Here is a 23,263-nt window from a genome sequence, read left to right as displayed (position 1 = left end):
CACCAGCAGTATTGTATAAATCAACAGTATGCCCGGCAGAAAAAACGCTGTCGGGCAGATGACTTCTGGCGGTGCCAATGGACGTTTCTTACCTTCTCGACAGCCTTAATGACAAACAGCGCGACGCGGTTGCCGCGACGCGGACCAATATGCTGGTGCTGGCAGGGGCGGGCAGTGGTAAGACGCGTGTTCTGGTGCATCGCATCGCATGGCTGCAGAGCGTAGAGAACTGCTCGCCGTACTCCATCATGGCGGTGACCTTTACCAACAAAGCGGCGGCAGAGATGCGCCACCGTATCGCACAGCTGATGGGCACCAGCCAGGGCGGCATGTGGGTAGGCACGTTCCACGGGCTGGCGCACCGTCTGCTGCGCGCGCACCATATGGATGCCAATCTGCCGCAGGATTTTCAGATCCTCGACAGTGAAGACCAGCTGCGCCTGCTTAAACGCCTGATTAAGGCGATGAATCTTGACGAGAAGCAGTGGCCGCCGCGTCAGGCGATGTGGTACATCAACAGCCAGAAAGACGAAGGGCTACGCCCGCACCATATCCAGAGCTTCGGTAATCCGGTGGAGCAAACCTGGCAGAAGGTCTATCAGGCCTATCAGGAAGCTTGCGACCGCGCGGGGCTGGTGGATTTCGCCGAGCTGCTGCTGCGCGCCCATGAGCTGTGGCTCAACAAACCGCATATTCTTCAGCATTACCGCGAGCGCTTCACCAACATCCTGGTGGACGAATTCCAGGATACCAACAACATTCAATATGCGTGGATCCGCCTGCTGGCGGGCGACACCGGCAAAGTGATGATCGTCGGCGATGATGACCAGTCGATTTACGGCTGGCGCGGCGCGCAGGTGGAAAACATCCAGCGCTTCCTGAACGACTTCCCGGGCGCCGAAACCATTCGTCTGGAGCAGAACTACCGTTCAACCAGCAATATTCTGAGCGCCGCAAACGCCCTGATTGAAAATAACAACGGGCGTCTGGGCAAAAAGCTGTGGACCGACGGCGTCGACGGTGAGCCGATTTCAATTTACTGCGCGTTCAACGAGTTGGATGAAGCCCGCTTTGTGGTCAATCGCATTAAAACCTGGCAGGAAAACGGCGGAGCGCTTGAGCAGTGCGCCATTCTCTATCGCAGCAACGCCCAGTCGCGCGTGCTGGAAGAGGCGCTGTTACAGGTCAGCATGCCGTATCGCATTTACGGCGGCATGCGTTTCTTCGAACGTCAGGAAATCAAAGATGCGCTCTCCTATCTGCGCCTGATTGCCAACCGCAACGACGACGCGGCCTTTGAGCGCGTGGTGAACACACCCACGCGCGGCATCGGCGATCGCACCCTCGACGTGGTGCGCCAGGCCTCCCGTGACCGCCAGCTCACCCTGTGGCAGGCGTGCCGTGAGCTGTTGCAGGAAAAAGCGCTGGCAGGACGCGCCGCGAGCGCCCTTCAGCGCTTTATCGAACTGATCGATGCCCTGGCACAGGAAACGGCCGACATGCCGCTGCACGTGCAGACGGACCGGGTGGTGAAAGATTCCGGTCTGCGCACGATGTACGAGCAGGAAAAAGGCGAGAAAGGCCAGACGCGTATTGAGAACTTAGAGGAACTGGTGACGGCAACGCGCCAGTTCAGCTACAACGAAGAAGACGAAGATCTGATGCCGCTGCAGGCATTCCTCTCCCACGCGGCGCTGGAAGCGGGCGAAGGACAGGCGGATACCTGGCAGGATGCGGTTCAACTGATGACGCTGCACTCGGCGAAAGGGCTGGAGTTCCCGCAGGTGTTTATCGTCGGGATGGAAGAGGGGATGTTCCCAAGCCAGATGTCGCTCGATGAAGGCGGGCGTCTGGAAGAGGAGCGTCGGCTGGCCTATGTGGGCGTCACCCGGGCGATGCAAAAGCTGACCCTGACCTATGCGGAAACGCGCCGTCTGTACGGCAAAGAGGTCTACCATCGCCCGTCGCGCTTCATCGGCGAGCTGCCGGAAGAGTGCGTCGAAGAGGTGCGTTTGCGCGCCAGTATCAGCCGTCCGGTCAACCATCAGCGAATGGGCACGCCGATTTCGGAAAACGATACGGGCTACAAGCTGGGCCAGCGCGTTCGTCATTCCAAATTTGGCGAAGGCACTATCGTGAATCTGGAAGGCAGCGGCGAGCACAGCCGCCTGCAGGTGGCGTTCCAGGGGCAGGGGATCAAATGGCTGGTCGCGGCTTACGCCAAGCTGGAAACAGTGTAACATTCAGAAAAATATCATTATTTTGTAATAATCTGCTAGCCTTATAAGCTGAAGGCTATTTATTGCTCTTCAGCGTTCCGTTGCGTGTTGACGCCACAGTTATTGCTGGCGTAACATGCGCGCACGATTACGCTAAGAGGACATTCGCCTTGGACACACCCAGTAGATACTGGCTCAATTCCCTGTCATCCAGGAACAACTCCTAAGGCTATCTCCTCTTGCTGATGGCCTTAGTGGTTGTCAGCGACCTGCTTAATTCCCGTCGCGCTGAGTCAGGCTTTTAATGGTCTGAAACCCATATTGTTTCTGTGTGCCCACCGAACTGTCCGATATTTTTTGCATTGGGAGTCCCGGTCATGTTGAGCGCATTTCAACTGGAAAAAAACCGACTGATTCGGCTTGAAGCTGAAGAGTCACAGCCCCTCATTGATGCCGTATGGGTGGATCTGGTCGAGCCGGACGACGATGAACGCCTTCGCGTACAATCAGAGCTCGGACAAAGCCTGGCGACCCGCCCGGAACTGGAAGACATCGAGGCCTCCGCGCGTTTCTTTGAAGACGAAGACGGCCTGCATATTCACTCCTTCTTCTTCTATGAAGATGCGGAAGATCACGCCGGTAACTCCACCGTCGCATTTACCATTCGTGATGGCCGCCTGTTTACCCTGCGCGAACGCGAGCTGCCTGCGTTTCGTCTCTACCGCATGCGCGCCCGCAGCCAGGCGATGGTGGATGGCAATGCCTATGAGCTGCTGCTCGACCTGTTCGAAACCAAAATCGAGCAGCTGGCGGACGAAATCGAAAACATCTACAGCGATCTGGAAAAGCTGAGCCGCGTGATCATGGAAGGCCATCAGGGCGATGAATATGATGAGGCACTGTCGACGCTGGCGGAGCAGGAAGATATCGGCTGGAAAGTGCGTTTGTGTCTGATGGATACCCAGCGCGCCCTGAACTTCCTGGTGCGCAAAGCGCGTTTACCGGGCGGTCAGCTGGAGCAGGCGCGTGAGATCCTGCGCGATATCGAATCCCTGTTGCCGCACAACGAATCCCTGTTCCAGAAAGTTAACTTCCTGATGCAGGCGGCGATGGGCTTTATCAATATCGAGCAGAACCGCATCATCAAGATCTTCTCGGTGGTGTCGGTGGTGTTCCTGCCGCCAACGCTGGTGGCGTCGAGCTACGGGATGAACTTTGAGTTTATGCCGGAACTGCGCTGGAGCTTCGGCTACCCGGGCGCGATTATCTTTATGATCCTTGCCGGGCTGGCACCGTATCTCTATTTCAAACGTCGTAACTGGCTTTGAGCGTGATGCCGGGCGGCAGCTGCGCTTTCTCCGGCCTACGTAACCTGTAGGCCAGAGTGGCAAAGCGCCCACCGGCAAAAAATCACACCCCTTTTCGCACTCTACGCTGGGTATAAATCGCATCGGCGACGAATACCGCCAGCGCCACCCAGATGAACGCGAACGTCACCATCTTATCCGCACCCGGTACTTCGCCGTAGAACACCACCGCCAGCAGGAACATCAGCGTCGGGCCGATATACTGGAAGAAGCCAAGCGTGGAGAGGCGTAATCGTGTGGCGGCACCGGTGAAGCACAGCAGCGGGATGGTGGTGACAACACCGGCGGCAATCAGCATCAGATTCAGCGACCACGGATTATTCGCCATATGGCTGGTGCTGCTGTCGGCGATGCCGAACAGATAAATCGCGGCCAGCGGCAGCAGCCACAGGGTTTCAAACAGCATCCCGGTTTGCGCTTCCACGGCGATTTTCTTACGCACCAGGCCGTAAAACGCAAAGCTAAACGCCAGCCCCAGAGCGATGATCGGCAGCGAGCCGAAGGTCCACAGCTGTACCAGTACGCCGCAGAGCGCCAGGAGCACCGCCACCCACTGCATTCGGCGGAAACGCTCGCCGAGGAACAGCATCCCCAGCACGATATTCACCAGCGGGTTAATAAAATAGCCGAGGCTCGCTTCCAGCATATGGTGGTTGTTCACCGCCCAGATGAACAGCAGCCAGTTGCCGCCGATCAGCACCGCAGACAGCGCCAGCAGGAAAATCTTCTTCGGAGTTTGCATCAGCGTTTTCACGCCCGACCACTGGCGGCTCACGCTCATCAGCGCCACCATAAAGAAAAAGGACCAGATCACACGGTGGGTGAGGATTTCGTCGGCCGGGACAAAGTAGATCAGCTTGAAGTACGCAGGCGCGATACCCCATATAAAATAAGCGGCCAGAGCGAGTAAAACGCCCTGCCGCGTCTGTTTAGCATCCATCGGGATAATCCGTTACAAAAAAGTAAATTCATTTTACCCGATTACACCTTCTCAACCCACCATATAAGTGGCGGTTGCGCTGGCGATGTAAACCTGCTCTTCGTTATGCAATTCGACGCGAGCGACGGCGACCTTATTGCCTGCGCGCAGCAGACTGCTGGTGGCGGTAAAACGGTTCCCGCGGCCTGGCCGTAAATAATCCACGCGTAAATCAATGGTGCCCATCCTGGATAAGCGCTGACGCAGTTCATCTTCGTTGATGGTGTCATGGCGCGCCAGCGTGCTGCCCACGCAGACCAGCCCGGCGGCAACATCCAGCGCAGAAGCGATCACTCCGCCGTGCAAAATGCTTTGCGCCCAGTTTCCCACCATCATCGGCTGATTGTTAAAGCTGAGCTGAGCGAATCCCTTCTCGTAGCGTTCCAGTTCCAGCCCCAGCGCGCGGTTAAAGGGCATGTGATAGACAAAAATCTCTCCCACCAGTTTCAGAGCTTCTTCAGCGGTAAGCGTGGCTGACATGAAAAGTCGCATCCTTCGTTGTTAACAAAATGTTGATTTTATGCTTCAGAGATAAGGAATTCCACTTTCAGAAACGAAGAGGGGAAGTTAATTGAGAAATAGGTAGAATGTGGCCCACATAACTATTCACATAATTTCATATTGCAGGAGAACCCCACCGATGCGGACGTATCTGGGTTGGTTACTGGCGGCGGTTACGCTGCCGCTCACAGCATTTGCGCAGGAAGCGACGCTCAAGGAAGTGCACGATAAGCCCGCCGTTCGCGGCAGCATTATTGCTAACATGCTTCAGGAGCACGATAACCCGTTCACGCTCTACCCGTACGACACAAACTATGTGATCTACACCCAGACGAGCGATCTCAACAGAGAAGCGATCAGCTCCTATAACTGGTCCGATAATGCGCGTAAAGACGAAGTGAAGTTCCAGCTCAGCCTGGCCTTCCCGTTCTGGCGCGGCATTCTGGGGCCGAACTCGGTTCTGGGCGGCTCGTATACCCAGAAATCCTGGTGGCAGCTCTCCAATAGCGGCGAATCTTCTCCGTTCCGCGAAACCAACTATGAGCCGCAGCTGTTCCTCGGTTTTGCGACCGACGACGAATTTGCCGGCTGGACGCTGCGCGATGTGGAGTTTGGCTATAACCACGACTCCAACGGCCGATCCGATCCGACCTCGCGTAGCTGGAACCGCCTCTATACGCGTCTGATGGCGGAAAACGGCAACTGGATGGTAGAAGTGAAGCCGTGGTATGTGATTGGCGATACGGACGACAACCCGGATATCACCAAATACATGGGCTACTATCAGCTGAAGATTGGCTATCAGCTGGGCGACGCGGTGCTGAGCGCCAAAGGTCAGTATAACTGGAACACCGGCTACGGCGGCGCAGAGCTGGGCCTGAGCTATCCGATGACCAAACATGTACGCATCTATACTCAGGTGTACAGCGGTTACGGCGAGTCGCTGATCGACTACAACTTCAATCAGACCCGCGTCGGCGTGGGCGTGATGCTTAACGATCTTTTCTAGCCTGCTAGAATGTTTTTGCGTTAAACGTTGAAGTTTCTCTCTCAGGCGCTGAAAATAGCGCCTGTTTTGTATCTGGCAAATGGGGTTAACGTGGCGCAGGCGGAAGTAATGAATCAGGAATCGCTGGCTAAACAGGTTTTGCATGAAACCTTTGGCTACCAGCAATTCCGCCCTGGCCAGGAAACCATCATTGAAACCGTGCTGGAAGGCCGCGACTGTCTGGTAGTGATGCCGACAGGCGGCGGCAAATCCCTGTGCTATCAGGTTCCCGCGCTGGTGCTGGATGGTCTTACGGTGGTGGTTTCACCGCTCATTTCCCTGATGAAAGACCAGGTGGATCAGCTGCTGGCGAACGGCGTCGCCGCTGCCTGTATCAACTCCACTCAGACTCGTGAACAGCAGCAGGAAGTGATGGCCGGATGCCGTACCGGGCAGATTCGCCTGCTGTACATCGCCCCGGAACGTCTGATGCTGGACAACTTCCTCGAACATTTGGCGCACTGGAACCCGGTGCTGCTGGCGGTCGACGAAGCGCACTGTATCTCCCAGTGGGGTCACGATTTCCGCCCGGAATACGCCGCGCTCGGCCAGCTCCGCCAGCGTTTCCCGGCGCTGCCGTTTATGGCGCTCACCGCCACGGCGGATGACACCACGCGTCTGGACATCGTGCGCCTGCTCGGGCTTAACGATCCCTTTATTCAGGTCAGCAGCTTCGACCGCCCCAACATCCGCTACATGCTGATGGAAAAATTCAAGCCGACGGACCAGCTTCTGCGCTACGTGCAGGAGCAGCGCGGCAAATCCGGCATTATTTACTGCAACAGCCGTGCGAAAGTGGAAGACACTGCCGCGCGTCTGCAAAACCGTGGCTTTAGCGCTGCGGCCTATCACGCCGGTTTAGAAAATCACATCCGCGCCGACGTGCAGGAAAAGTTCCAGCGTGATGACCTGCAAATCGTGGTCGCGACCGTGGCTTTCGGGATGGGGATCAACAAACCGAACGTGCGCTTTGTGGTGCATTTCGACATCCCGCGCAATATCGAATCCTACTATCAGGAGACGGGCCGCGCCGGGCGTGATGGTCTGCCTGCCGAAGCGATGCTGTTTTACGATCCGGCGGATATGGCGTGGCTGCGCCGCTGCCTGGAAGAAAAACCGCAGGGGCAGCTGCTGGATATCGAGCGTCATAAGCTCAACGCGATGGGCGCGTTTGCCGAAGCACAAACCTGCCGTCGTCTGGTGCTGCTTAACTACTTTGGTGAGGGGCGCCAGGAGCCGTGCGGTAACTGCGATATCTGTCTCGACCCGCCAAAACAGTACGATGGGCTGATGGACGCGCGTAAGGCGCTCTCAACCATTTACCGCGTGAATCAGCGCTTTGGTATGGGTTACGTGGTGGAAGTGCTGCGCGGTGCAAATAATCAGCGTATCCGCGAGATGGGCCACGATAAGCTGCCGGTTTATGGCATTGGCCGCGAACAGAGCCACGAACACTGGGTGAGTATTATCCGCCAACTGATTCACCTCGGTTTCGCCACGCAAAATATCGCCCAGCACTCCGCGCTTCAGCTCACGGAAGCGGCGCGTCCGGTGCTGCGCGGTGAGTTAGCGCTGCAGCTTGCGGTTCCACGCGTCGTCGCCCTGAAACCGCGCGTGATGCAGAAATCCTACGGCGGCAACTACGACCGCAAGCTGTTTGCCAAACTGCGCAAGCTGCGTAAAGCGATTGCCGACGAAGAGAACATCCCGCCGTATGTGGTGTTCAACGATGCGACGCTGATCGAAATGGCCGAGCAGATGCCGCTCAGCGCCGGTGAAATGCTGAGCGTCAACGGCGTTGGTACGCGCAAACTCGAGCGCTTTGGCAAAGAATTTATGGCGCTCATTCGTTCCCATGCTGATGGTGACGATGAGGAGTAGTCAGTCCGGCTAAAAAGTGCCAGGATGGTGACTCACTGAATTATTTTCCCGCGAGTTAATTATGTTAATGCTATTCCTCACTGTGGCGTTGGTGCACATCGTTGCGTTGATGAGCCCTGGCCCTGACTTTTTCTTCGTTTCGCAGACTGCCGTCAGCCGCTCCCGCAAAGAGGCGATGATGGGCGTGCTCGGTATTACCATGGGTGTCATGGTCTGGGCTGCCGTTGCGCTGCTTGGCCTGAACCTTATCCTCGCGAAAATGGCCTGGCTGCATAATATCATTATGGTCGGCGGTGGCTTGTATCTGTGCTGGATGGGCTACCAGATGCTGCGCGGTGCGCTGAAGAAAGAAGAGAGCGTAGCCGCTGAACCTAACGTTGAGCTGGCGACCGGTGGACGCAGTTTCGTACGCGGCTTACTGACCAACCTTGCAAACCCAAAAGCGATTATTTACTTCGGTTCGGTGTTTTCCCTGTTCGTCGGTGACGACGTCGGCGCGGGCGCGCGCTGGGGCATTTTCCTGCTGATCGTCGTCGAAACCTTCGCCTGGTTTACCGTGGTAGCGAGCCTGTTCGCTTTACCGTCCATGCGCCGTGGCTATCAGCGCCTGGCGAAGTGGATCGACGGCTTTGCGGGTGCGCTTTTCGCAGGGTTTGGGATTCACCTGATTATCTCCCGCTAATATCCTGAATGCCGGATGCGGTGCTTGCAGCGCCATCCGGCTTTTCTCGGCTACGCATGCCTCGCCGACGCCAGCAACGCACCCACCAACATAAACAACGACCCGAACACTTTGTTCAGCGCCTTCATCTGTTTCGGCCCTTTGATCCACGCGGCAATTCGTTGCGCCAGGGTCGCGTAACCAATCATCACAATGATATCGACGATAATGGTGGTGGCGCCGAGCACCACGTACTGCATCACCTGTGGCTGATGCGGGACGATAAACTGCGGAAAAAGGGCGGCGAGAAAGACGATGCTTTTCGGGTTGGTCAGGTTCACAAATACCGCGCGTTTAAACAGGCGACCGCGCGTCTGGGTATGGGCGAGGGTATTCAGGTCAATCGAGCCTGCTGCGCGCCATTGTTGGATGCCCAGCCAGATCAGATAGGCCGCGCCCGCCCATTTGAGCACTTCAAACGCCAGCACTGAACGCGAGAACAGTGTCCCAAGACCAATCCCCACCAGCACGATATGAATACCCAGCCCGGTCTGCAGGCCGGCAATGGACGCGACCGCGCCGCGATAGCCGTGGTTAATGGACGTGGTCATGGTATTGATCGCGCCAGAGCCAGGGGAAAGGCTCAGGATGATGGATGTCAGCAGGTAAGCGAACCACCACTCGAAGGTCATTTGAAACTCCCGAATCGTCTATTTTTATGCCACAATACGCTATTGTCGCGTCATTGTGTGACGCAACCAGAAAAAACGATATTCCTTGGCTTACAGGGGTGGAAACCCGATGTTTCAGCAGAAAAAGGACTGGGAAACACGCGAGAACGCATTTGCTGCTTTCTCCATGGGGCCGCTGACCGATTTCTGGCGTCAGCGCGAAGAAGCCGAAATCACAGGCGTGGACAATGTTCCGGTGCGCTTTGTTCGTTTTCGGAATGTCAAAAACGACCGCGTGATCGTGGTTTGCCCCGGTCGTATCGAAAGTTACGTTAAATACGCTGAACTGGCCTACGACCTTTTCCATCTTGGGTTTGATGTACTGATTATCGACCATCGTGGGCAAGGGCGCTCCGGTCGGTTGTTATCCGACTCGCATCGCGGGCATGTGGTGAATTTCAGCGATTATGTCGACGATCTCGCCGCGTTCTGGGAGCAGGAAGTGCAGCCTGGGCCGTGGCGCAAGCGCTATATCCTGGCACACTCCATGGGCGGGGCGATTGCGACGCTGTTTTTACAACGTCATCCGCATCAGTGCGATGCCATCGCGCTCACTGCACCGATGTTTGGCATCGTGATGCGCTTTCCGGACTGGATGGTGCGCCATATTCTCGACTGGGCTGAGGGCCATCAGCGCATTCGTGAAGGCTACGCGATCGGCACCGGTCGCTGGCGCGCCCTGCCCTTTGCCGTGAACGTGCTAACGCATAGCCGCCAGCGGTATCGGCGTAACCTGCGTTTCTACGCCGATGAGCCGCGCCTGCGCGTCGGTGGGCCAACGTACCACTGGGTGCGTGAAGGTATCCGCGCGGGGGAGTCTGCGCTGGCCGGTGCGGGTAAAGATGCCACGCCAACGTTACTGATTCAGGCGGAAGAAGAGCGTGTGGTGGATAACCGCATGCACGACCGTTTTTGCGAATTGCGCGCCGCCGCCGGGCACCCCTGTGAAGGGGAGAAACCCTTGGTCATAAAGGGCGCGTACCATGAGATCCTTTTTGAAAAGGACACCATGCGCTCAGTCGCGCTCAACGCTATCGTCGAGTTTTTCGACAGGCATAACTGATTTCCTATTGAGGTTAAATTTTCCTATGTACCAGGTTGTCGCATCTGATTTAGATGGCACGCTGCTTTCTCCCGACCACACCCTGTCGCCTTACGCGAAAGAAACCTTAAAACTCCTGACAGCCCGTGGCGTGAACTTCGTCTTCGCAACAGGCCGCCACCACGTGGACGTGGGGCAGATCCGCGATAATCTGGACATCAAAGCGTACATGATCACCTCCAACGGTGCGCGCGTACACGACACCGACGGCAATCTGATCTTCACCCATAACCTCGATCGCGATATCGCCGCCGACCTGTTTGGCGTGGTGCATAGCAACCCGTCAATCGTCACCAACGTTTACCGCAACGACGACTGGTTTATGAACCGTCATCGTCCGGATGAAATGCGTTTCTTCAAGGAAGCGGTTTTTAACTACACCCTGTACGAGCCGGGTCTGCTGGAGCCAGAAGGGATCAGCAAAGTGTTCTTCACCTGCGAAAGCCACGAAGAGCTGCTGCCGCTGGAGCAGGCCATTAACGCGCGCTGGGGCGACCGGGTGAACGTCAGCTTCTCAACGTTGACCTGTCTGGAAGTGATGGCGGGCGGCGTATCGAAAGGTCACGCGCTGGAAGCGGTGGCAAAACGCATGGGCTACGAGCTGAAAGATTGCATCGCCTTTGGCGATGGCATGAACGACGCTGAAATGCTGTCGATGGCCGGGAAAGGCTGCATTATGGAAAACGCGCACCAGCGTCTGAAAGATCTGCACCCGGAGCTGGAGGTGATTGGCACCAACACCGATAACGCCGTGCCGAACTACCTGCGCAAACTGTTCCTTGAATAATCTTCATTTGATTGTTTATTGCTCAGTTGTCAACTGAAGAGTTCGCTACAATGCTCGTCCTTCTTTCTGAGAGACATGCATTGTGGCGCTACTCATTATCACCACTATCCTGTGGGCCTTCTCGTTCAGCCTGATCGGTGAATATCTTGCCGGACACGTCGACAGCTACTTCTCTGTGCTGATGCGCGTTGGGCTGGCTGCGCTGGTGTTTCTGCCGTTCCTGCGCCTGCGCGGACAGACGATCAAAACCATTTTGCTGTACATGCTGGTGGGCGCAATGCAGCTCGGCATCATGTATCTGTTCAGTTTCCGCGCCTATGTCTATCTGTCGGTATCGGAATTCCTGCTGTTCACGGTGCTGACGCCGCTCTACATCACGCTGATTTATGACCTGCTGAGCAAACGCCGTCTGCGCTGGGGCTATGTCCTGAGCGCGCTGCTGGCGGTGGCCGGTGCGGCGATTATTCGCTACGACAAAGTGAGCGATCACTTCTGGACCGGGCTGATGTTTGTCCAGCTCGCGAACATCAGCTTTGCGATCGGCATGGTGGGTTACAAACGCCTGATGGAGATCCACCCGATGCCGCAGCACAACGCGTTCGCCTGGTTTTATATGGGGGCGTTCATCGTGGCGGTGGTGGCGTGGTTTATGCTGGGCAATCCGCAAAAATTGCCGACCACCACACTGCAATGGAGCGTGCTGATCTGGCTTGGGGTGGTCGCTTCAGGGCTGGGGTACTTTATGTGGAACTACGGAGCCACGCAGGTGGATGCCGGGACGCTGGGCATCATGAACAACGTTCACGTGCCTGCGGGGCTGCTGGTGAACCTGGCAATCTGGCAGGAACAACCCCACTGGCCGAGCTTTATTATTGGGGGAACGGTGATTCTGGCTTCCCTGTGGGTACATCGCCATTGGGTCGCTCAGCGCTCCGAACAAACGGCAGATGGTCGCAAGCGTGATTCCGCGCTGAGCGAATAAACGCCTCCGTGACCGGCTGACGCTGCTCGCCATCGCGGACGGCAGCGTACAGTCGGCTCCACAATCCCTCGCCCAGGGTTTTGGTTACTACCAGACCCTGACGTTCAAAGCTCTCCACCACCCAGTGCGGCAGCGCCGCGATCCCCATTTTAGCCGCCACCATCTGAATCAGCAGCAGGGTGTTATCGACACTTTTCAGGTTTGGGCTGATGCCTGCCGGTTGCAGGAAATGGCGCCAGATATCCAGACGACTGCGCTGCACCGGATAGATCATCAACGTTTCGGTCGCCAGATCTTCCGGCGTGACGCGCGTTTTCACCGCCAGCGGATGGTCAGGTGCCAGCACCAGGCGCACTTCATAATCAAACATCGGCGAATAGTGCAGACCGCTGCGCGGCAGAATATCGGAAGTCAGCACCAGATCCAGCTCGCCCTGCTGGAGAGACGGCTGCGGGTCAAAGGTCACGCCCGATTTAAAGTCCATCTCTACCTGCGGCCAGTTCTGACGGAAATTCTCAAGCGCGGGCGTCAGCCACTGAATACAGCTATGACATTCAATTGCGATGCGCAGCCGTGTCTGCTGCGGCTCATTGCAGGATTGCAGGGCGCTGGCGATTTGCGGCAGCACCTGATTCGCCAGCTGCAGCAAAATCTCACCCTGCGGCGTAAAGCGCAGCGGCTGGCTCTTACGCACGAACAGACGAAAGCCAAGACGTTGTTCCAGATCGCTGAACTGGTGGGACAGGGCGGATTGTGTTTGATGCAGCGTGGCCGCAGCCGCTGCGAGCGAACCGCAGTTCCGCAACGCTTGTAGCGTTTTCAGGTGTTTTATCTCGATCATGAAAGTCCTTCACTTCGCCATGAACAATTTGCGCTTGTGGATCATACAGTACATTCACATTATGGATGTGTAAACATCTGGATGGCTAAATAACGAATTCATAAGAGGCAGCGACATGACAATTATTAACCACACCCTCGGTTTTCCTCGCGTTGGCCTTCGCCGCGAGCTGAAAAAAGCACAAGAGAGTTACTGGGCGGGCAACGCCACCCGTGAAGAGCTGCTGGCGGTTGGACGCGAGCTGCGTGCGCGTCACTGGGATCAGCAAAAACAGGCAGGCGTGGATCTGCTGCCGGTGGGCGATTTTGCCTGGTACGACCATGTTCTGACCACCAGCCTGCTGCTCGGCAATGTGCCGGCTCGTCATCAGAACAACGATGGATCGGTAGATATCGACACCCTGTTCCGCCTGGGTCGTGGGCGCGCACCGACCGGTGAGCCAGCGGCAGCCGCAGAAATGACCAAATGGTTTAACACCAACTATCACTACATGGTGCCGGAGTTTGTGAAAGGCCAGCAGTTCAAACTGACCTGGAGGCAAATCCTGGATGAAGTGGACGAAGCGATGGCGCTGGGCCACAAAATCAAACCTGTACTGCTCGGCCCGGTAACCTACCTGTGGCTGGGCAAAGTGAAAGGCGAGCAGTTTGACCGCCTGAGCTTACTGAAAGACATCCTGCCGGTGTACCAGCAGGTGCTGGCTGAGCTGGCAAAACGCGGCATCGAGTGGGTACAAATCGACGAACCGGCGCTGGTGCTGGAGCTGCCGCAGGCATGGCTGGATGCGTACAAACCGGCTTACGACGCCCTCACCGGGCAGGTTAAACTGCTGCTGACCACCTATTTCGAAGGCGTCACGCCGAACCTCGACACCATCACCGCGCTGCCGGTGCAGGGCCTGCACGTTGACCTGGTTCACGGCAACGATGACGTAGCTGAGCTGCACAAACGCCTGCCGTCTGACTGGCTGCTCTCTGCCGGTCTGGTCAACGGACGTAACGTCTGGCGCGCCGATTTGACCGAGAAATACGCGCAGATCAAAGACATTGTCGGCCAACGTGATCTGTGGGTAGCTTCGTCTTGCTCCCTGCTGCACAGCCCGATCGACTTGAGCGTGGAAACGCGTCTGGACGCGGAAGTGAAAAGCTGGTTTGCCTTCGCCCTGCAAAAATGTGAAGAGCTGGCCCTGCTGCGCGATGCGCTGAACAGCGGCGACACGGCTGCGATTACCGAATGGAGCGCACCGATTCAGGCGCGCCGCCACTCGACTCGTGTTCACAATGCGGCGGTGGAAAAACGTCTGGCGGCGATCACCGCAAAAGACAGCCAGCGTGAAAATGCCTATGAAGTTCGTGCTGAAGCCCAGCGCGCGCGCTTTAATCTGCCGGCCTGGCCAACCACCACTATTGGCTCATTCCCGCAGACCACTGAAATTCGCGGCCTACGTCTGGACTTCAAAAAAGGCAATCTCGACGCCAACAACTACCGCACAGGCATCGCCGAACACATCAAACAGGCGATTATTGAGCAGGAACGCCTGGGTCTGGACGTGCTGGTTCACGGCGAAGCCGAGCGTAACGACATGGTGGAATATTTCGGTGAGCATCTGGACGGTTTCGTCTTTACCCAGAACGGCTGGGTGCAGAGCTACGGCTCACGCTGCGTAAAACCCCCGGTGGTGATTGGCGACGTGAGCCGCCCGGAAGCGATTACCGTCGAATGGGCGAAGTACGCCCAGTCTCTGACCGACAAACCGGTCAAAGGCATGCTGACCGGTCCGGTGACTATTCTGTGCTGGTCCTTCCCGCGCGAAGACGTGACCCGCGAAACCATCGCCAAACAGATTGCGCTGGCGTTGCGTGATGAAGTGGCGGATCTGGAAGCGGCAGGCATTGGCATCATCCAGATTGACGAACCGGCACTGCGCGAAGGTCTGCCGCTGCGTCGCAGCGACTGGGCGGCGTATCTGGAGTGGGGCGTGGAAGCGTTCCGCATCAACGCCGCCGTAGCAAAGGACGACACGCAGATCCACACCCATATGTGTTACTGCGAATTTAACGACATCATGGACTCGATCGCCGCGCTGGATGCGGATGTGATCACCATCGAAACGTCGCGTTCCGATATGGAGTTGCTGGAGTCATTCGAAGAGTTCGACTACCCAAACGAAATCGGACCGGGCGTGTATGACATTCACTCCCCGAACGTACCCAGCGTGGAGTGGATTGAAGCCCTGCTGCAGAAAGCCGCCCAGCGTATTCCGGCTGAGCGCCTGTGGGTCAACCCGGACTGCGGCCTGAAAACCCGCGGCTGGCCAGAAACCCGTGCGGCACTGGCGAACATGGTGAAAGCCGCGCAGAACCTGCGTCAGGCGTAATGCGATATGGCCGGGCGATTGCCCGGCCTAGGCATGACCGTCCATTAACCGGCTGATGTGAATGCTCAGCCACGTCAGCTCATCTTTCGGCAGCGTTAGCTGATACTTCTCCTGCACGTAATCGCGAATCACCCACGCGACGGTCATTGCGTCCGGGCGATGGCGCATCAGCTCCTGATAAAAATCCTCGGTCTCACTGACCACCACGCTTCCACTTAACACGCGTTCCGCGAAATAGCGCAGATGGGTGATAAATCGCCGGTAATTCACCGACTCCGTATCGATCGCTTTGCTCAGCTTGTAGCGCACGATCTCGGCGATGCGATTCACCAGTTCGACCTGCTGATGGGCGGAGCTGTTGTCATCCTGGCTGCTGGCGTTAATCAGATGGAACGCAATATTGACCGCTTCTTCTTCCGGTAGCTCTACGTCAAAGCGTTCATTCACGTTGTCACGCGCCTGCATCCCGACGCGGTATTCTTGAGGGTAATAGCGCTTCACTTCCCAGCTCAGCTTATTCAGGATCAGCTGCCCGTTACGGCTACGCTCCACCGCAAAATGCAAATGTTCGGCGAGCGTAAACAGCAGCACGGAGTTCAGCTTTTCGCCGCACAGGCTGCGGGCGAGCGTGAGAATCTCATGGCTGACGTCAAAGTACGCCGCAGGAATGGTATCCGTCAGGGATAAAAAATGGCGGGATTTCAGATCGCTAAGCGGCAGAAAGACTTTCTCCACCTGCGCCAGGTCGATATGCGAACCGGGTTTGGCTCCGAAACCAATCCCTTTACCAAACAGGATCATCTCCCGCTGGTCGTGATCGACCAGCAGCATACTGTTATTGAGCGATTTTTTTATCGTTATCACGGTTATTCCTGCGGCCTGGCCGTTTAGCTCATGTCAGCGCCATTGCTGGCAATCACTCTCTGGTACCACCAGAACGACTCTTTTTTCAGGCGTTCCAGCGTGCCGTTACCTTCGTCATCCTGGTCGACATAAATAAAGCCGTAGCGTTTGGACATCTGCGATGTGCCCGCGCTGATAATGTCGATACAACCCCAGGTGGTGAATCCCATCACATCTACCCCTTCGTTGATAGCTGCCAATGTTTGTTCGAAGTGGGCGCGAAAATAGTCGATACGATAGCTGTCGTGGATTTTCCCTTCCTCGACGGTATCTTTTGCCCCTAGGCCATTTTCGACAATAAACAGCGGCTTTTGGTAACGGTCATACAATTCGAGCAGGGAGATTTTCAACCCGACGGGATCAATCTGCCAGCCCCACTCGGATGCAGGCAAGTACGGGTTTTTTACCCCCAGAATCGTGTTACCCGCGGTGCGCTCGACATCAGCCTGCGTCGATTCGGTGAGGGACATGTAATAGCTGAAGGAGACAAAATCGACGGTGTGATCTTTCAAAATACGATGATCGTCTGCCTGCATCTCAATCTGAATATCACGGCTGGCGAGATCGCGCAGGATCAGCGGCGGATATTCACCAAAGACCTGCACATCGGCGTAAAAGTAGTTTTCGAGATTTTTTTTCAGCGTGGCCTCTACGTCCTGCGGGCGACAGCTGTGAGGATAGGTGGTGAGCTTCGTCAGCATGCACCCGACCTGGCTGCCGGGAATTTTAGCGTGGCAGTCGCGGGTCACCAGCGCAGAGGCCACAAACTGGTGGTGCAGCCCCTGGTAAATGTCCTGCTGCGCTTTTCCTGGCGCGCTTTTCTCTTCGCGAATCCCGGCGGTGGTAAACGGATGGCGATGAATGCTGTCGATTTCGTTAAAGGTGAGCCAGTAGCGCACCAGATCTTTGTAGCGATCAAAGCAGACATTGCTGAACCGCACGAAAGCATCCACCACGTTACGATGTACCCAGCCGTTGTATTTCTCGCTCAGGGCCAGCGGCATTTCATAATGTGAGAGCGTGACGAGCGGTTCAATATTATGGCGGCGCAGCTCGCGGAACATCTCCTCGTAAAACTGCAGGCCCGCTTCATTAGGGGATTCGTCCTCGCCTGTCGGGAAGATACGCGACCAGGCAATGGACACGCGCAGAACCTTAAAGCCCATCTCGGCAAACAGGGCGATATCGTCTTTATAGCGGTGATAAAAATCAATGCCGCGACGCTTGGGATAAAGCGCGTCGTTGCGCCCTTCAAACGCATCGCGGATATTTTCATCCGTCAGCGCCATATGACCGTCATAATCCTTCAGCGACAGGTTTGGCTTCCAGGTGATGGCGTCAGCGACGGACGGCCCTTTGCCATCAACGTTCCATGCTCCTTCGGCCTGATTAGCGGCAATCGCGCCGCCCCATAAAAAACCTTGCGGAAACGGGAGGGATTTATCCATTACACGGACTCCTTTAGCGTCATGATGATATTAGGATGAGTGTCTTTGTCGTGGTTACTGCCTGGTGTCAGCGAGAATCGTTCGCCATTCGTGACGATCATGACCACAACCGGATCCAGCCCGGCGGCGGTGATGGCGTCGAGAGAAAACTCAATCAGTGTGTCGCCGCTTTTCACATGCTGGCCTTCTTTCACCAGCGGGAGGAATCCGTCGCCCTGCAGCCTGATGGTGTCGATGCCGATATGGAAAATCAGCTCAACCCCTGCATCCGTTAAGAGGCTTAGGGCATGACCGCTTTCAAAGACATTAACGACCGTGCCGTCGGCGGGAGCACGCAGGACGCCCTGCGAAGGGACAATGGCTACGCCATCGCCCATAATTTTGCGTGAAAAAACGTCGTCGTTAACCTTTTCCAGAGGGATGATTTGCCCCTCTACGGGACGGATAAAATGCAGTTCATCGGCCTGTTCCGGGGCTTTATCGCGCCATAACAGTAGAGCACTCAGAAAGGCGATGACAAAAGATAAACCGGCACCCGCAAAGGCCCAGACGATGTTCATTGGGTTATCGGGTGAGACGAACATGGAGATGCTGGCAAGGCCTGGCCCTACCAGCGCAAAGGCTTCGATGGCCATCCAGCCAATAAATGCGCCGCCAACCAGGCTACCCGCAAGCACGCTATACAGTGCTTTTTTATTGAGAAGCGTGACGCCATACAGAGCGGGTTCGGTAATACCAAACAGTGCGGAAATTCCCGCCGAGAAGGCGGTGGATTTCAGTACCTTATCTTTGCTCCGAAGTGCAATGGCCAGACAGGCGCCAGATTCAGCGATGTTGTGTGCCAGCGACGCAGGCAGATAGAGCATTTCGCGCCCGAACTGGCTCATCGAGGCGACGGCATAAGGCAGCATCGGCTTATGCATGCCGGCTGCGACCATAAACGGCAGGGCTGCCGCGAGTAACCCGGTCGCCACAAATCCCAGCTTGCCATAAAGCCATAAGATCACCGTGGCCAGGCCCGCGCCAAGCTCATAGCCCAATGGTCCCAGGATCAGCAATGTCACTGGCACCGTGACCAGCAGAGAGAGCATCGGCGAGAGAAAAATGCGCAGTGCGCCGGGAGAGTAACGGTTGAACAGCTTCTCGGTCTGAGCGTAAAACAGCACGCACAGGATGGCCGGGAAGACCTGCGAGGCATAGGCGACATTGCGCAGATCAAACGACATAAACTCTGCGCCATCAGCCAGTTGCTTCGTCATTGCCGGTAACACCATTACCGCCACGGCAGAGACGGCAACCAGCACGTTCACTTTGAGCTTTGTCGCAGTGGTTATCGCCACCAGTATCGGCAGGAAATAGAGCGGGGCCGAGCCGATGTTATCCAGCACTTTGTAAGTGGAACTGTCGCGGCTGAGCCAGCCAAGTACATCCAGCAACAGCAGCAGCGATTTCAGTACGCCGCCGCCCGCAATGGCCGGGACCAGCGGCTGAAAGACGCTTATCACAAAGTCGACGATTTGCGCGCCACGATGCGGTTTGACCGTCTGAGCTGACGCATTTGCGTGGGGTGTGCCGATGAGGGAGCGAGCCGCTTCGTAAACCTGCACCACCTCATGACCGATAATGACCTGGCACTGCACATTGACGCGCACGCCGAGCACGCCATCAATTTTCGCCAGTTCGCCCTCGTTCACTTTCCCGTTATCGTAAAGGCTCAGCCGTAAGCGGGTGGAGCAGTGCTCGAGATGTTCGATGTTTTCAGCGCCGCCCACCTGGGCGATGATATCCAGTGCTGTCTGCAAGTGATTCATGTCTGGCCCCTGTCTCCAGAGCAAAAAAAAAGACCTGAAGCCCATTTCCCCCCGAAAGAGAGAGATGGGCTTCAGGTCTTGCCTACGGATCGTAGTTACACGCCTGTGCTTTTTATATCGTCGAAATTCTGTTTAAAAGTCAAACAACGGCTGCGGTTGTTGCGTCAATGTGTGAGCAACTTAACCCTTTTTCGCCCCATACTGCCTGAACCAGGCCAGCATACGTTGCCAGCCATCTTTGGCGGATTCTTCGTGATAGCTCGGGCGATAGTCGGCGTTAAAGGCATGTCCCGCGTCGGGATAGACCACGATATCGGCTTTGGCATTGGCGGCACGCAGCGCCTGACGCATGGTGTCCACACTCTCAAGCGAAATCCCGGTGTCTTGTCCGCCGTACAGCCCTAAAACCGGCGCGTTAAGATCGGTCGCGATATCCACCGGATGTTTCGGTGAATTCAGCGTTTTCTCACCGACCAGTTTGCCATACCACGCCACGGCGGCTTTCAGCTGCGGATTGTGCGCAGCATACAGCCAGCTGATGCGCCCACCCCAGCAAAAACCGGTGACCAGCAGACGGTGCGGATCACCGCCGTTGCGCGCGGCCCAGCTGGCGACGTGGTCCAGATCGGCAAGCACCTGCGCATCCGGCACTTTGCTGACCAGATTGCTGAAAAGCGTCGGGATATCGCTGTAATCATTCGGATCGCCCTGGCGGAAATAAAGCTCCGGCGCAACGGCCAGATAGCCTTCCAGCGCCAGACGGCGGCAGATATCGCGAATATGTTCGTGAACGCCAAAAATCTCCTGTATCACAATGACGATCGGCAACGGACCGTCGGCCTCTTTCGGGCGCGCGTGATAAGCGGGCATGTTTTCACCCTGCGAGGGGATCGAGGTTTCGCCTGCGGTAATGGCTTCTTCTGACGTGGAGACGATGGTCGCGGCGAGAGGGGCAGCAGCAGGTGCAAAATGGGTCTTTTGTGTCATGGTATTCTCCGTACCTGTAAGCGCAAAAGTAAATATAGACCTCAAGTTAACAACTCACAGTGCCCGAAACGGGCTATCTTTTGTGCAGCCCTGAACGATATAACTTGTTAATGTGATGTAAATCACTATTTTGTGGAAATTAACTGCAACCATTTTCATTCATGGTGAGGTGTGTCACGAAATTAAGCCTGGTGCTTCTGTAAAGTACCGTTTTACTTCTTCTGACACACCGACCCACAGAGGAGTCACCTATGTCTAAGTCTGATGTTTTTCATCTCGGCCTCACTAAAAACGATTTACAAGGGGCTACGCTGGCTATCGTCCCTGGCGATCCTGAGCGTGTGGAAAAGATCGCCGCGCTGATGGATAAGCCGGTTAAGCTGGCAGCGCATCGTGAATTCACCACCTGGCGTGCTGAGCTGGATGGCAAAGCGGTGATTGTGTGCTCGACCGGTATCGGCGGCCCGTCTACCTCTATTGCTGTGGAAGAGCTGGCGCAACTGGGCATTCGTACCTTCCTGCGTATCGGCACCACGGGTGCGATTCAGCCGCACATCAGCGTCGGTGACGTTCTGGTGACGACCGCGTCTGTGCGTCTGGACGGTGCAAGTCTGCACTTCGCACCAATGGAATTCCCGGCTGTCGCGGACTTCGAATGCACAACAGCGCTGGTTGAAGCGGCAAAATCTATCGGCGCAACCACGCACATTGGCGTGACCGCTTCTTCTGACACCTTCTACCCAGGCCAGGAGCGCTACGACACCTTCTCCGGTCGCGTGGTGAGCCGCTTTAAAGGTTCTATGGAAGAGTGGCAGTCGATGGGCGTCATGAACTACGAAATGGAATCGGCAACGCTTCTGACCATGTGCGCAAGCCAGGGTCTGCGTGCGGGTATGGTGGCGGGCGTAATCGTTAACCGTACTCAGCAAGAGATCCCGAACGCAGAAACCATGAAGCAAACCGAAAGCCACGCGGTGAAAATTGTGGTCGAAGCGGCTCGCCGCCTGATCTAATCGCACAACATTCTGTTCAAGGCCGACGCGTTCGGCCTTTTCTTTTTTGCGTAACGCCTCGCAGGAAATTCCTTTCAAACTGGACGTTTATACAGCACAATTCTATTTTGTGCGGTAATGGTTTGATGCAGGAGGCGTTGTGGATATCTCAATCATCGTTTATGCGGCGATAGCGCTGGCGGGGCTGGTCATTGGCTGGCTGATCTCGAGCTATCAACATGCCCAGCAGAAAGCGGAACAACTGCTCGATCGTGAAGAGATCGTCGCTGAGTTGAGCGCTGCCAGACAGCAGCTGGCCCAGAGCAGCCACTGGCGCGATGAGTGCGAGTTGCTCAACAACGAACTGCGCAATCTGCGCGATATTAATACCTCCCTGGAAGCGGATCTCCGCGAAGTCACCACCCGTCTCGAATCCACCCAGCTGCATGCGGAAGATAAAATCCGCCAGATGATCAACAGCGAACAGCGCCTCAGCGAGCAGTTTGAAAACCTCGCCAACCGTATTTTTGAACAGAGCAATCGCCGCGTCGATGAACAAAACCGCCAGAGCCTGAATGGATTGCTGACGCCGCTGCGCGAACAGCTCGACGGTTTTCGTCGCCAGGTGCAGGACAGCTTTGGTCAGGAAGCCCGTGAACGTCATACGCTGGCGCACGAGATCCGTAATCTTCAGCAGTTAAATGCGCAAATGGCGCAAGAGGCGGTCAACCTGACGCGCGCCCTGAAAGGCGATAACAAAACCCAGGGCAACTGGGGAGAAGTGGTGCTAACCCGCGTGCTGGAGGCCTCCGGGCTGCGCGAAGGCTACGAATATGAAACGCAGGTCAGTATTGAGACCGATTCCCGCTCGCGGATGCAGCCTGATGTGATCGTGCGTCTGCCGCAGGGAAAAGACGTGGTGATTGACGCCAAAATGACGCTGGTGGCCTACGAGCGCTACTTCAATGCGGAAGACGATTTCACCCGCGAATCCGCGCTGCAGGAACACATCGCCTCCGTGCGCAATCACATTCGTCTGCTGGGCCGTAAGGATTATCAGCAGTTGCCTGGCCTGCGGTCGCTGGACTATGTGCTGATGTTTATCCCGGTCGAACCGGCGTTTCTGCTGGCGCTCGACAGACAGCCGGAGCTGATCACCGAAGCGCTGAAAAACAACATTATGCTGGTCAGCCCGACCACGCTACTGGTAGCGCTGCGCACCATTGCTAACCTGTGGCGCTACGAACATCAAAGCCGTAACGCGCAGCAGATTGCCGATCGCGCCAGCAAGCTGTATGACAAAATGCGCCTGTTTGTCGACGATATGTCCTCCGTGGGGCAAAGCCTGGATCGCGCGCAGGATAACTATCGACAGGCGATGAAAAAACTCTCCTCCGGGCGGGGTAACTTGCTGGCACAAGCCGAAGCGTTTCGCACGTTGGGCGTAGAGGTTAAGCGCGAGATTAATCCGGAACTGGCGGAGCAGGCCACGGCCCAGGATGAAGAGTATCGTCTGCGCGAAGGCGTGAATGAACGAAATATGAGCAGTGATGACAGTGAGTTAGCGGCACAAACCACCCCTGAAACGCAGTCAGAACGATTCTTTCAGGGTGGTTGAATCGTAGGGCAAACGCGCCCAATCTGTT

20 protein-coding genes are annotated in these 23,263 nt (G+C 56.3%); 12 read left to right on the top strand and 8 right to left on the bottom strand.

Going from position 1 to position 23,263, the window contains the following annotated elements; all coding sequences use genetic code 11:
- The first annotated feature begins 77 nt into the window (after positions 1 to 77).
- The 3 genes from uvrD (at position 78) to corA (ending at position 3,547) form a co-directional block, all read left to right on the top strand.
- A complete protein-coding gene (uvrD, locus tag ABIE11_RS21155) occupies positions 78 to 2,240 on the top strand; it encodes a DNA helicase II (RefSeq protein ID WP_107702642.1) in 2,163 nt (720 codons plus the stop codon).
- A gap of 149 nt (positions 2,241 to 2,389) precedes the next feature.
- Positions 2,390 to 2,446: a YsgD/CorL family protein gene (gene ysgD, locus ABIE11_RS21150; RefSeq protein WP_212743980.1), complete on the top strand. Its 57-nt coding sequence runs from the start codon at positions 2,390 to 2,392 to the stop codon at positions 2,444 to 2,446.
- A 150-nt stretch (positions 2,447 to 2,596) separates the two neighbouring features.
- Complete coding sequence (gene corA, locus ABIE11_RS21145; protein WP_095283883.1) at positions 2,597 to 3,547, top strand: magnesium/cobalt transporter CorA; 951 nt, start codon at positions 2,597 to 2,599, stop codon at positions 3,545 to 3,547.
- An 82-nt stretch (positions 3,548 to 3,629) separates the two neighbouring features.
- Here the strand turns inward: corA and rarD are convergent, their stop codons facing one another.
- Together rarD and yigI are read right to left on the bottom strand one after the other, a co-directional pair.
- On the bottom strand, positions 3,630 to 4,526 hold the full coding sequence (gene rarD / locus ABIE11_RS21140) for an EamA family transporter RarD (protein WP_100778446.1): 897 nt from the start codon (positions 4,524 to 4,526) through the stop codon (positions 3,630 to 3,632).
- A 51-nt stretch (positions 4,527 to 4,577) separates the two neighbouring features.
- Positions 4,578 to 5,045, bottom strand: a complete 468-nt coding sequence (yigI, locus tag ABIE11_RS21135; protein ID WP_095283881.1) for an acyl-CoA thioesterase YigI — start codon at positions 5,043 to 5,045, stop codon at positions 4,578 to 4,580.
- A 160-nt stretch (positions 5,046 to 5,205) separates the two neighbouring features.
- On the opposite strand from yigI, the gene pldA reads away from it, so the two are divergent.
- The 3 genes from pldA (at position 5,206) to rhtC (ending at position 8,677) form a co-directional block, all read left to right on the top strand.
- The gene (gene pldA, locus ABIE11_RS21130; RefSeq protein WP_429185348.1) at positions 5,206 to 6,075 is read left to right on the top strand and encodes a phospholipase A; all 870 of its coding nucleotides are present in this window, start codon (positions 5,206 to 5,208) and stop codon (positions 6,073 to 6,075) included.
- Between the two features lie 90 nt (positions 6,076 to 6,165).
- Positions 6,166 to 7,995: an ATP-dependent DNA helicase RecQ gene (recQ, locus tag ABIE11_RS21125; protein ID WP_100780793.1), complete on the top strand. Its 1,830-nt coding sequence runs from the start codon at positions 6,166 to 6,168 to the stop codon at positions 7,993 to 7,995.
- A gap of 61 nt (positions 7,996 to 8,056) precedes the next feature.
- The gene (gene rhtC, locus ABIE11_RS21120) at positions 8,057 to 8,677 is read left to right on the top strand and encodes a threonine export protein RhtC (RefSeq protein WP_100778448.1); all 621 of its coding nucleotides are present in this window, start codon (positions 8,057 to 8,059) and stop codon (positions 8,675 to 8,677) included.
- A gap of 50 nt (positions 8,678 to 8,727) precedes the next feature.
- On the opposite strand, the gene rhtB is transcribed toward rhtC, so the two are convergent.
- On the bottom strand, positions 8,728 to 9,348 hold the full coding sequence (gene rhtB / locus ABIE11_RS21115) for a homoserine/homoserine lactone efflux protein (RefSeq protein WP_100778449.1): 621 nt from the start codon (positions 9,346 to 9,348) through the stop codon (positions 8,728 to 8,730).
- Between the two features lie 109 nt (positions 9,349 to 9,457).
- Here rhtB and pldB point away from each other — a divergent pair, with 109 nt between their 5' ends.
- The 3 genes from pldB (at position 9,458) to ABIE11_RS21100 (ending at position 12,258) form a co-directional block, all read left to right on the top strand.
- Entirely contained in the window at positions 9,458 to 10,450 is a 993-nt protein-coding gene (gene pldB / locus ABIE11_RS21110; RefSeq protein ID WP_102105646.1) for a lysophospholipase L2, read from the top strand.
- Between the two features lie 25 nt (positions 10,451 to 10,475).
- The gene (gene yigL, locus ABIE11_RS21105) at positions 10,476 to 11,276 is read left to right on the top strand and encodes a sugar/pyridoxal phosphate phosphatase YigL (protein ID WP_100778451.1); all 801 of its coding nucleotides are present in this window, start codon (positions 10,476 to 10,478) and stop codon (positions 11,274 to 11,276) included.
- Between the two features lie 82 nt (positions 11,277 to 11,358).
- Positions 11,359 to 12,258 carry a carboxylate/amino acid/amine transporter gene (locus tag ABIE11_RS21100; RefSeq protein ID WP_429185345.1) on the top strand — a complete coding sequence of 300 codons (900 nt, stop codon included), beginning with the start codon at positions 11,359 to 11,361 and terminating at the stop codon, positions 12,256 to 12,258.
- Here the strand turns inward: ABIE11_RS21100 and metR are convergent.
- Positions 12,146 to 13,099 (bottom strand): HTH-type transcriptional regulator MetR, encoded by a 954-nt coding sequence (gene metR / locus ABIE11_RS21095; RefSeq protein WP_107702644.1) that lies wholly within the window; start codon positions 13,097 to 13,099, stop codon positions 12,146 to 12,148. The two genes, ABIE11_RS21100 and metR, sit on opposite strands and share 113 nt — an antisense overlap.
- A 115-nt stretch (positions 13,100 to 13,214) precedes the next feature.
- Between metR and metE the strand changes: the two genes are divergently transcribed.
- Positions 13,215 to 15,476 (top strand): 5-methyltetrahydropteroyltriglutamate--homocysteine S-methyltransferase, encoded by a 2,262-nt coding sequence (metE, locus tag ABIE11_RS21090; protein ID WP_429185343.1) that lies wholly within the window; start codon positions 13,215 to 13,217, stop codon positions 15,474 to 15,476.
- Positions 15,477 to 15,503: 27 nt separating this feature from the next.
- Here the strand turns inward: metE and ABIE11_RS21085 are convergent, their stop codons facing one another.
- From ABIE11_RS21085 to ABIE11_RS21070, 4 genes are all read right to left on the bottom strand, one after another.
- Complete coding sequence (locus ABIE11_RS21085; protein ID WP_429185341.1) at positions 15,504 to 16,340, bottom strand: PRD domain-containing protein; 837 nt, start codon at positions 16,338 to 16,340, stop codon at positions 15,504 to 15,506.
- A gap of 23 nt (positions 16,341 to 16,363) precedes the next feature.
- Positions 16,364 to 17,827: a glycoside hydrolase family 1 protein gene (locus ABIE11_RS21080; RefSeq protein ID WP_429185340.1), complete on the bottom strand. Its 1,464-nt coding sequence runs from the start codon at positions 17,825 to 17,827 to the stop codon at positions 16,364 to 16,366.
- Positions 17,827 to 19,638, bottom strand: a complete 1,812-nt coding sequence (locus ABIE11_RS21075; protein ID WP_429185339.1) for a beta-glucoside-specific PTS transporter subunit IIABC — start codon at positions 19,636 to 19,638, stop codon at positions 17,827 to 17,829. Before ABIE11_RS21075 ends, ABIE11_RS21080 begins: the two co-directional genes overlap by 1 nt.
- 180 nt (positions 19,639 to 19,818) lie before the next feature.
- Positions 19,819 to 20,625 (bottom strand): dienelactone hydrolase family protein, encoded by an 807-nt coding sequence (locus tag ABIE11_RS21070; RefSeq protein WP_100778458.1) that lies wholly within the window; start codon positions 20,623 to 20,625, stop codon positions 19,819 to 19,821.
- Positions 20,626 to 20,876: 251 nt separating this feature from the next.
- Between ABIE11_RS21070 and udp the strand changes: the two genes are divergently transcribed.
- Both udp and rmuC read left to right on the top strand, forming a co-directional pair.
- A complete protein-coding gene (gene udp, locus ABIE11_RS21065) occupies positions 20,877 to 21,638 on the top strand; it encodes a uridine phosphorylase (protein WP_095283865.1) in 762 nt (253 codons plus the stop codon).
- A 139-nt stretch (positions 21,639 to 21,777) separates the two neighbouring features.
- Positions 21,778 to 23,235 carry a DNA recombination protein RmuC gene (rmuC, locus tag ABIE11_RS21060; protein ID WP_429185338.1) on the top strand — a complete coding sequence of 486 codons (1,458 nt, stop codon included), beginning with the start codon at positions 21,778 to 21,780 and terminating at the stop codon, positions 23,233 to 23,235.
- Positions 23,236 to 23,263: the final 28 nt, after the last annotated feature.

This window comes from Lelliottia sp. 489, from assembly GCF_050435885.1.
Lineage (GTDB): Bacteria > Pseudomonadota > Gammaproteobacteria > Enterobacterales > Enterobacteriaceae > Enterobacter > Enterobacter nimipressuralis.
The sequence above is the reverse complement of the archived record's forward strand: the minus strand, read 5'-3'. Positions and strand labels throughout refer to the sequence as shown.

What these genes read in the sequence shown, in the direction of transcription:
- uvrD (WP_107702642.1), top strand. Translation starts at nt 78, where the DNA reads ATGGACGTTTCTTACCTTCTCGACAGCCTTAATGACAAACAGCGCGAC.
- corA (WP_095283883.1), top strand. Translation starts at nt 2,597, where the DNA reads ATGTTGAGCGCATTTCAACTGGAAAAAAACCGACTGATTCGGCTTGAA.
- rarD (WP_100778446.1), bottom strand. Translation starts at nt 4,526, where the DNA reads ATGGATGCTAAACAGACGCGGCAGGGCGTTTTACTCGCTCTGGCCGCT.
- yigI (WP_095283881.1), bottom strand. Translation starts at nt 5,045, where the DNA reads ATGTCAGCCACGCTTACCGCTGAAGAAGCTCTGAAACTGGTGGGAGAG.
- pldA (WP_429185348.1), top strand. Translation starts at nt 5,206, where the DNA reads ATGCGGACGTATCTGGGTTGGTTACTGGCGGCGGTTACGCTGCCGCTC.
- rhtC (WP_100778448.1), top strand. Translation starts at nt 8,057, where the DNA reads ATGTTAATGCTATTCCTCACTGTGGCGTTGGTGCACATCGTTGCGTTG.
- rhtB (WP_100778449.1), bottom strand. Translation starts at nt 9,348, where the DNA reads ATGACCTTCGAGTGGTGGTTCGCTTACCTGCTGACATCCATCATCCTG.
- pldB (WP_102105646.1), top strand. Translation starts at nt 9,458, where the DNA reads ATGTTTCAGCAGAAAAAGGACTGGGAAACACGCGAGAACGCATTTGCT.
- yigL (WP_100778451.1), top strand. Translation starts at nt 10,476, where the DNA reads ATGTACCAGGTTGTCGCATCTGATTTAGATGGCACGCTGCTTTCTCCC.
- metR (WP_107702644.1), bottom strand. Translation starts at nt 13,099, where the DNA reads ATGATCGAGATAAAACACCTGAAAACGCTACAAGCGTTGCGGAACTGC.
- metE (WP_429185343.1), top strand. Translation starts at nt 13,215, where the DNA reads ATGACAATTATTAACCACACCCTCGGTTTTCCTCGCGTTGGCCTTCGC.
- ABIE11_RS21080 (WP_429185340.1), bottom strand. Translation starts at nt 17,827, where the DNA reads ATGGATAAATCCCTCCCGTTTCCGCAAGGTTTTTTATGGGGCGGCGCG.
- ABIE11_RS21075 (WP_429185339.1), bottom strand. Translation starts at nt 19,638, where the DNA reads ATGAATCACTTGCAGACAGCACTGGATATCATCGCCCAGGTGGGCGGC.
- ABIE11_RS21070 (WP_100778458.1), bottom strand. Translation starts at nt 20,625, where the DNA reads ATGACACAAAAGACCCATTTTGCACCTGCTGCTGCCCCTCTCGCCGCG.
- udp (WP_095283865.1), top strand. Translation starts at nt 20,877, where the DNA reads ATGTCTAAGTCTGATGTTTTTCATCTCGGCCTCACTAAAAACGATTTA.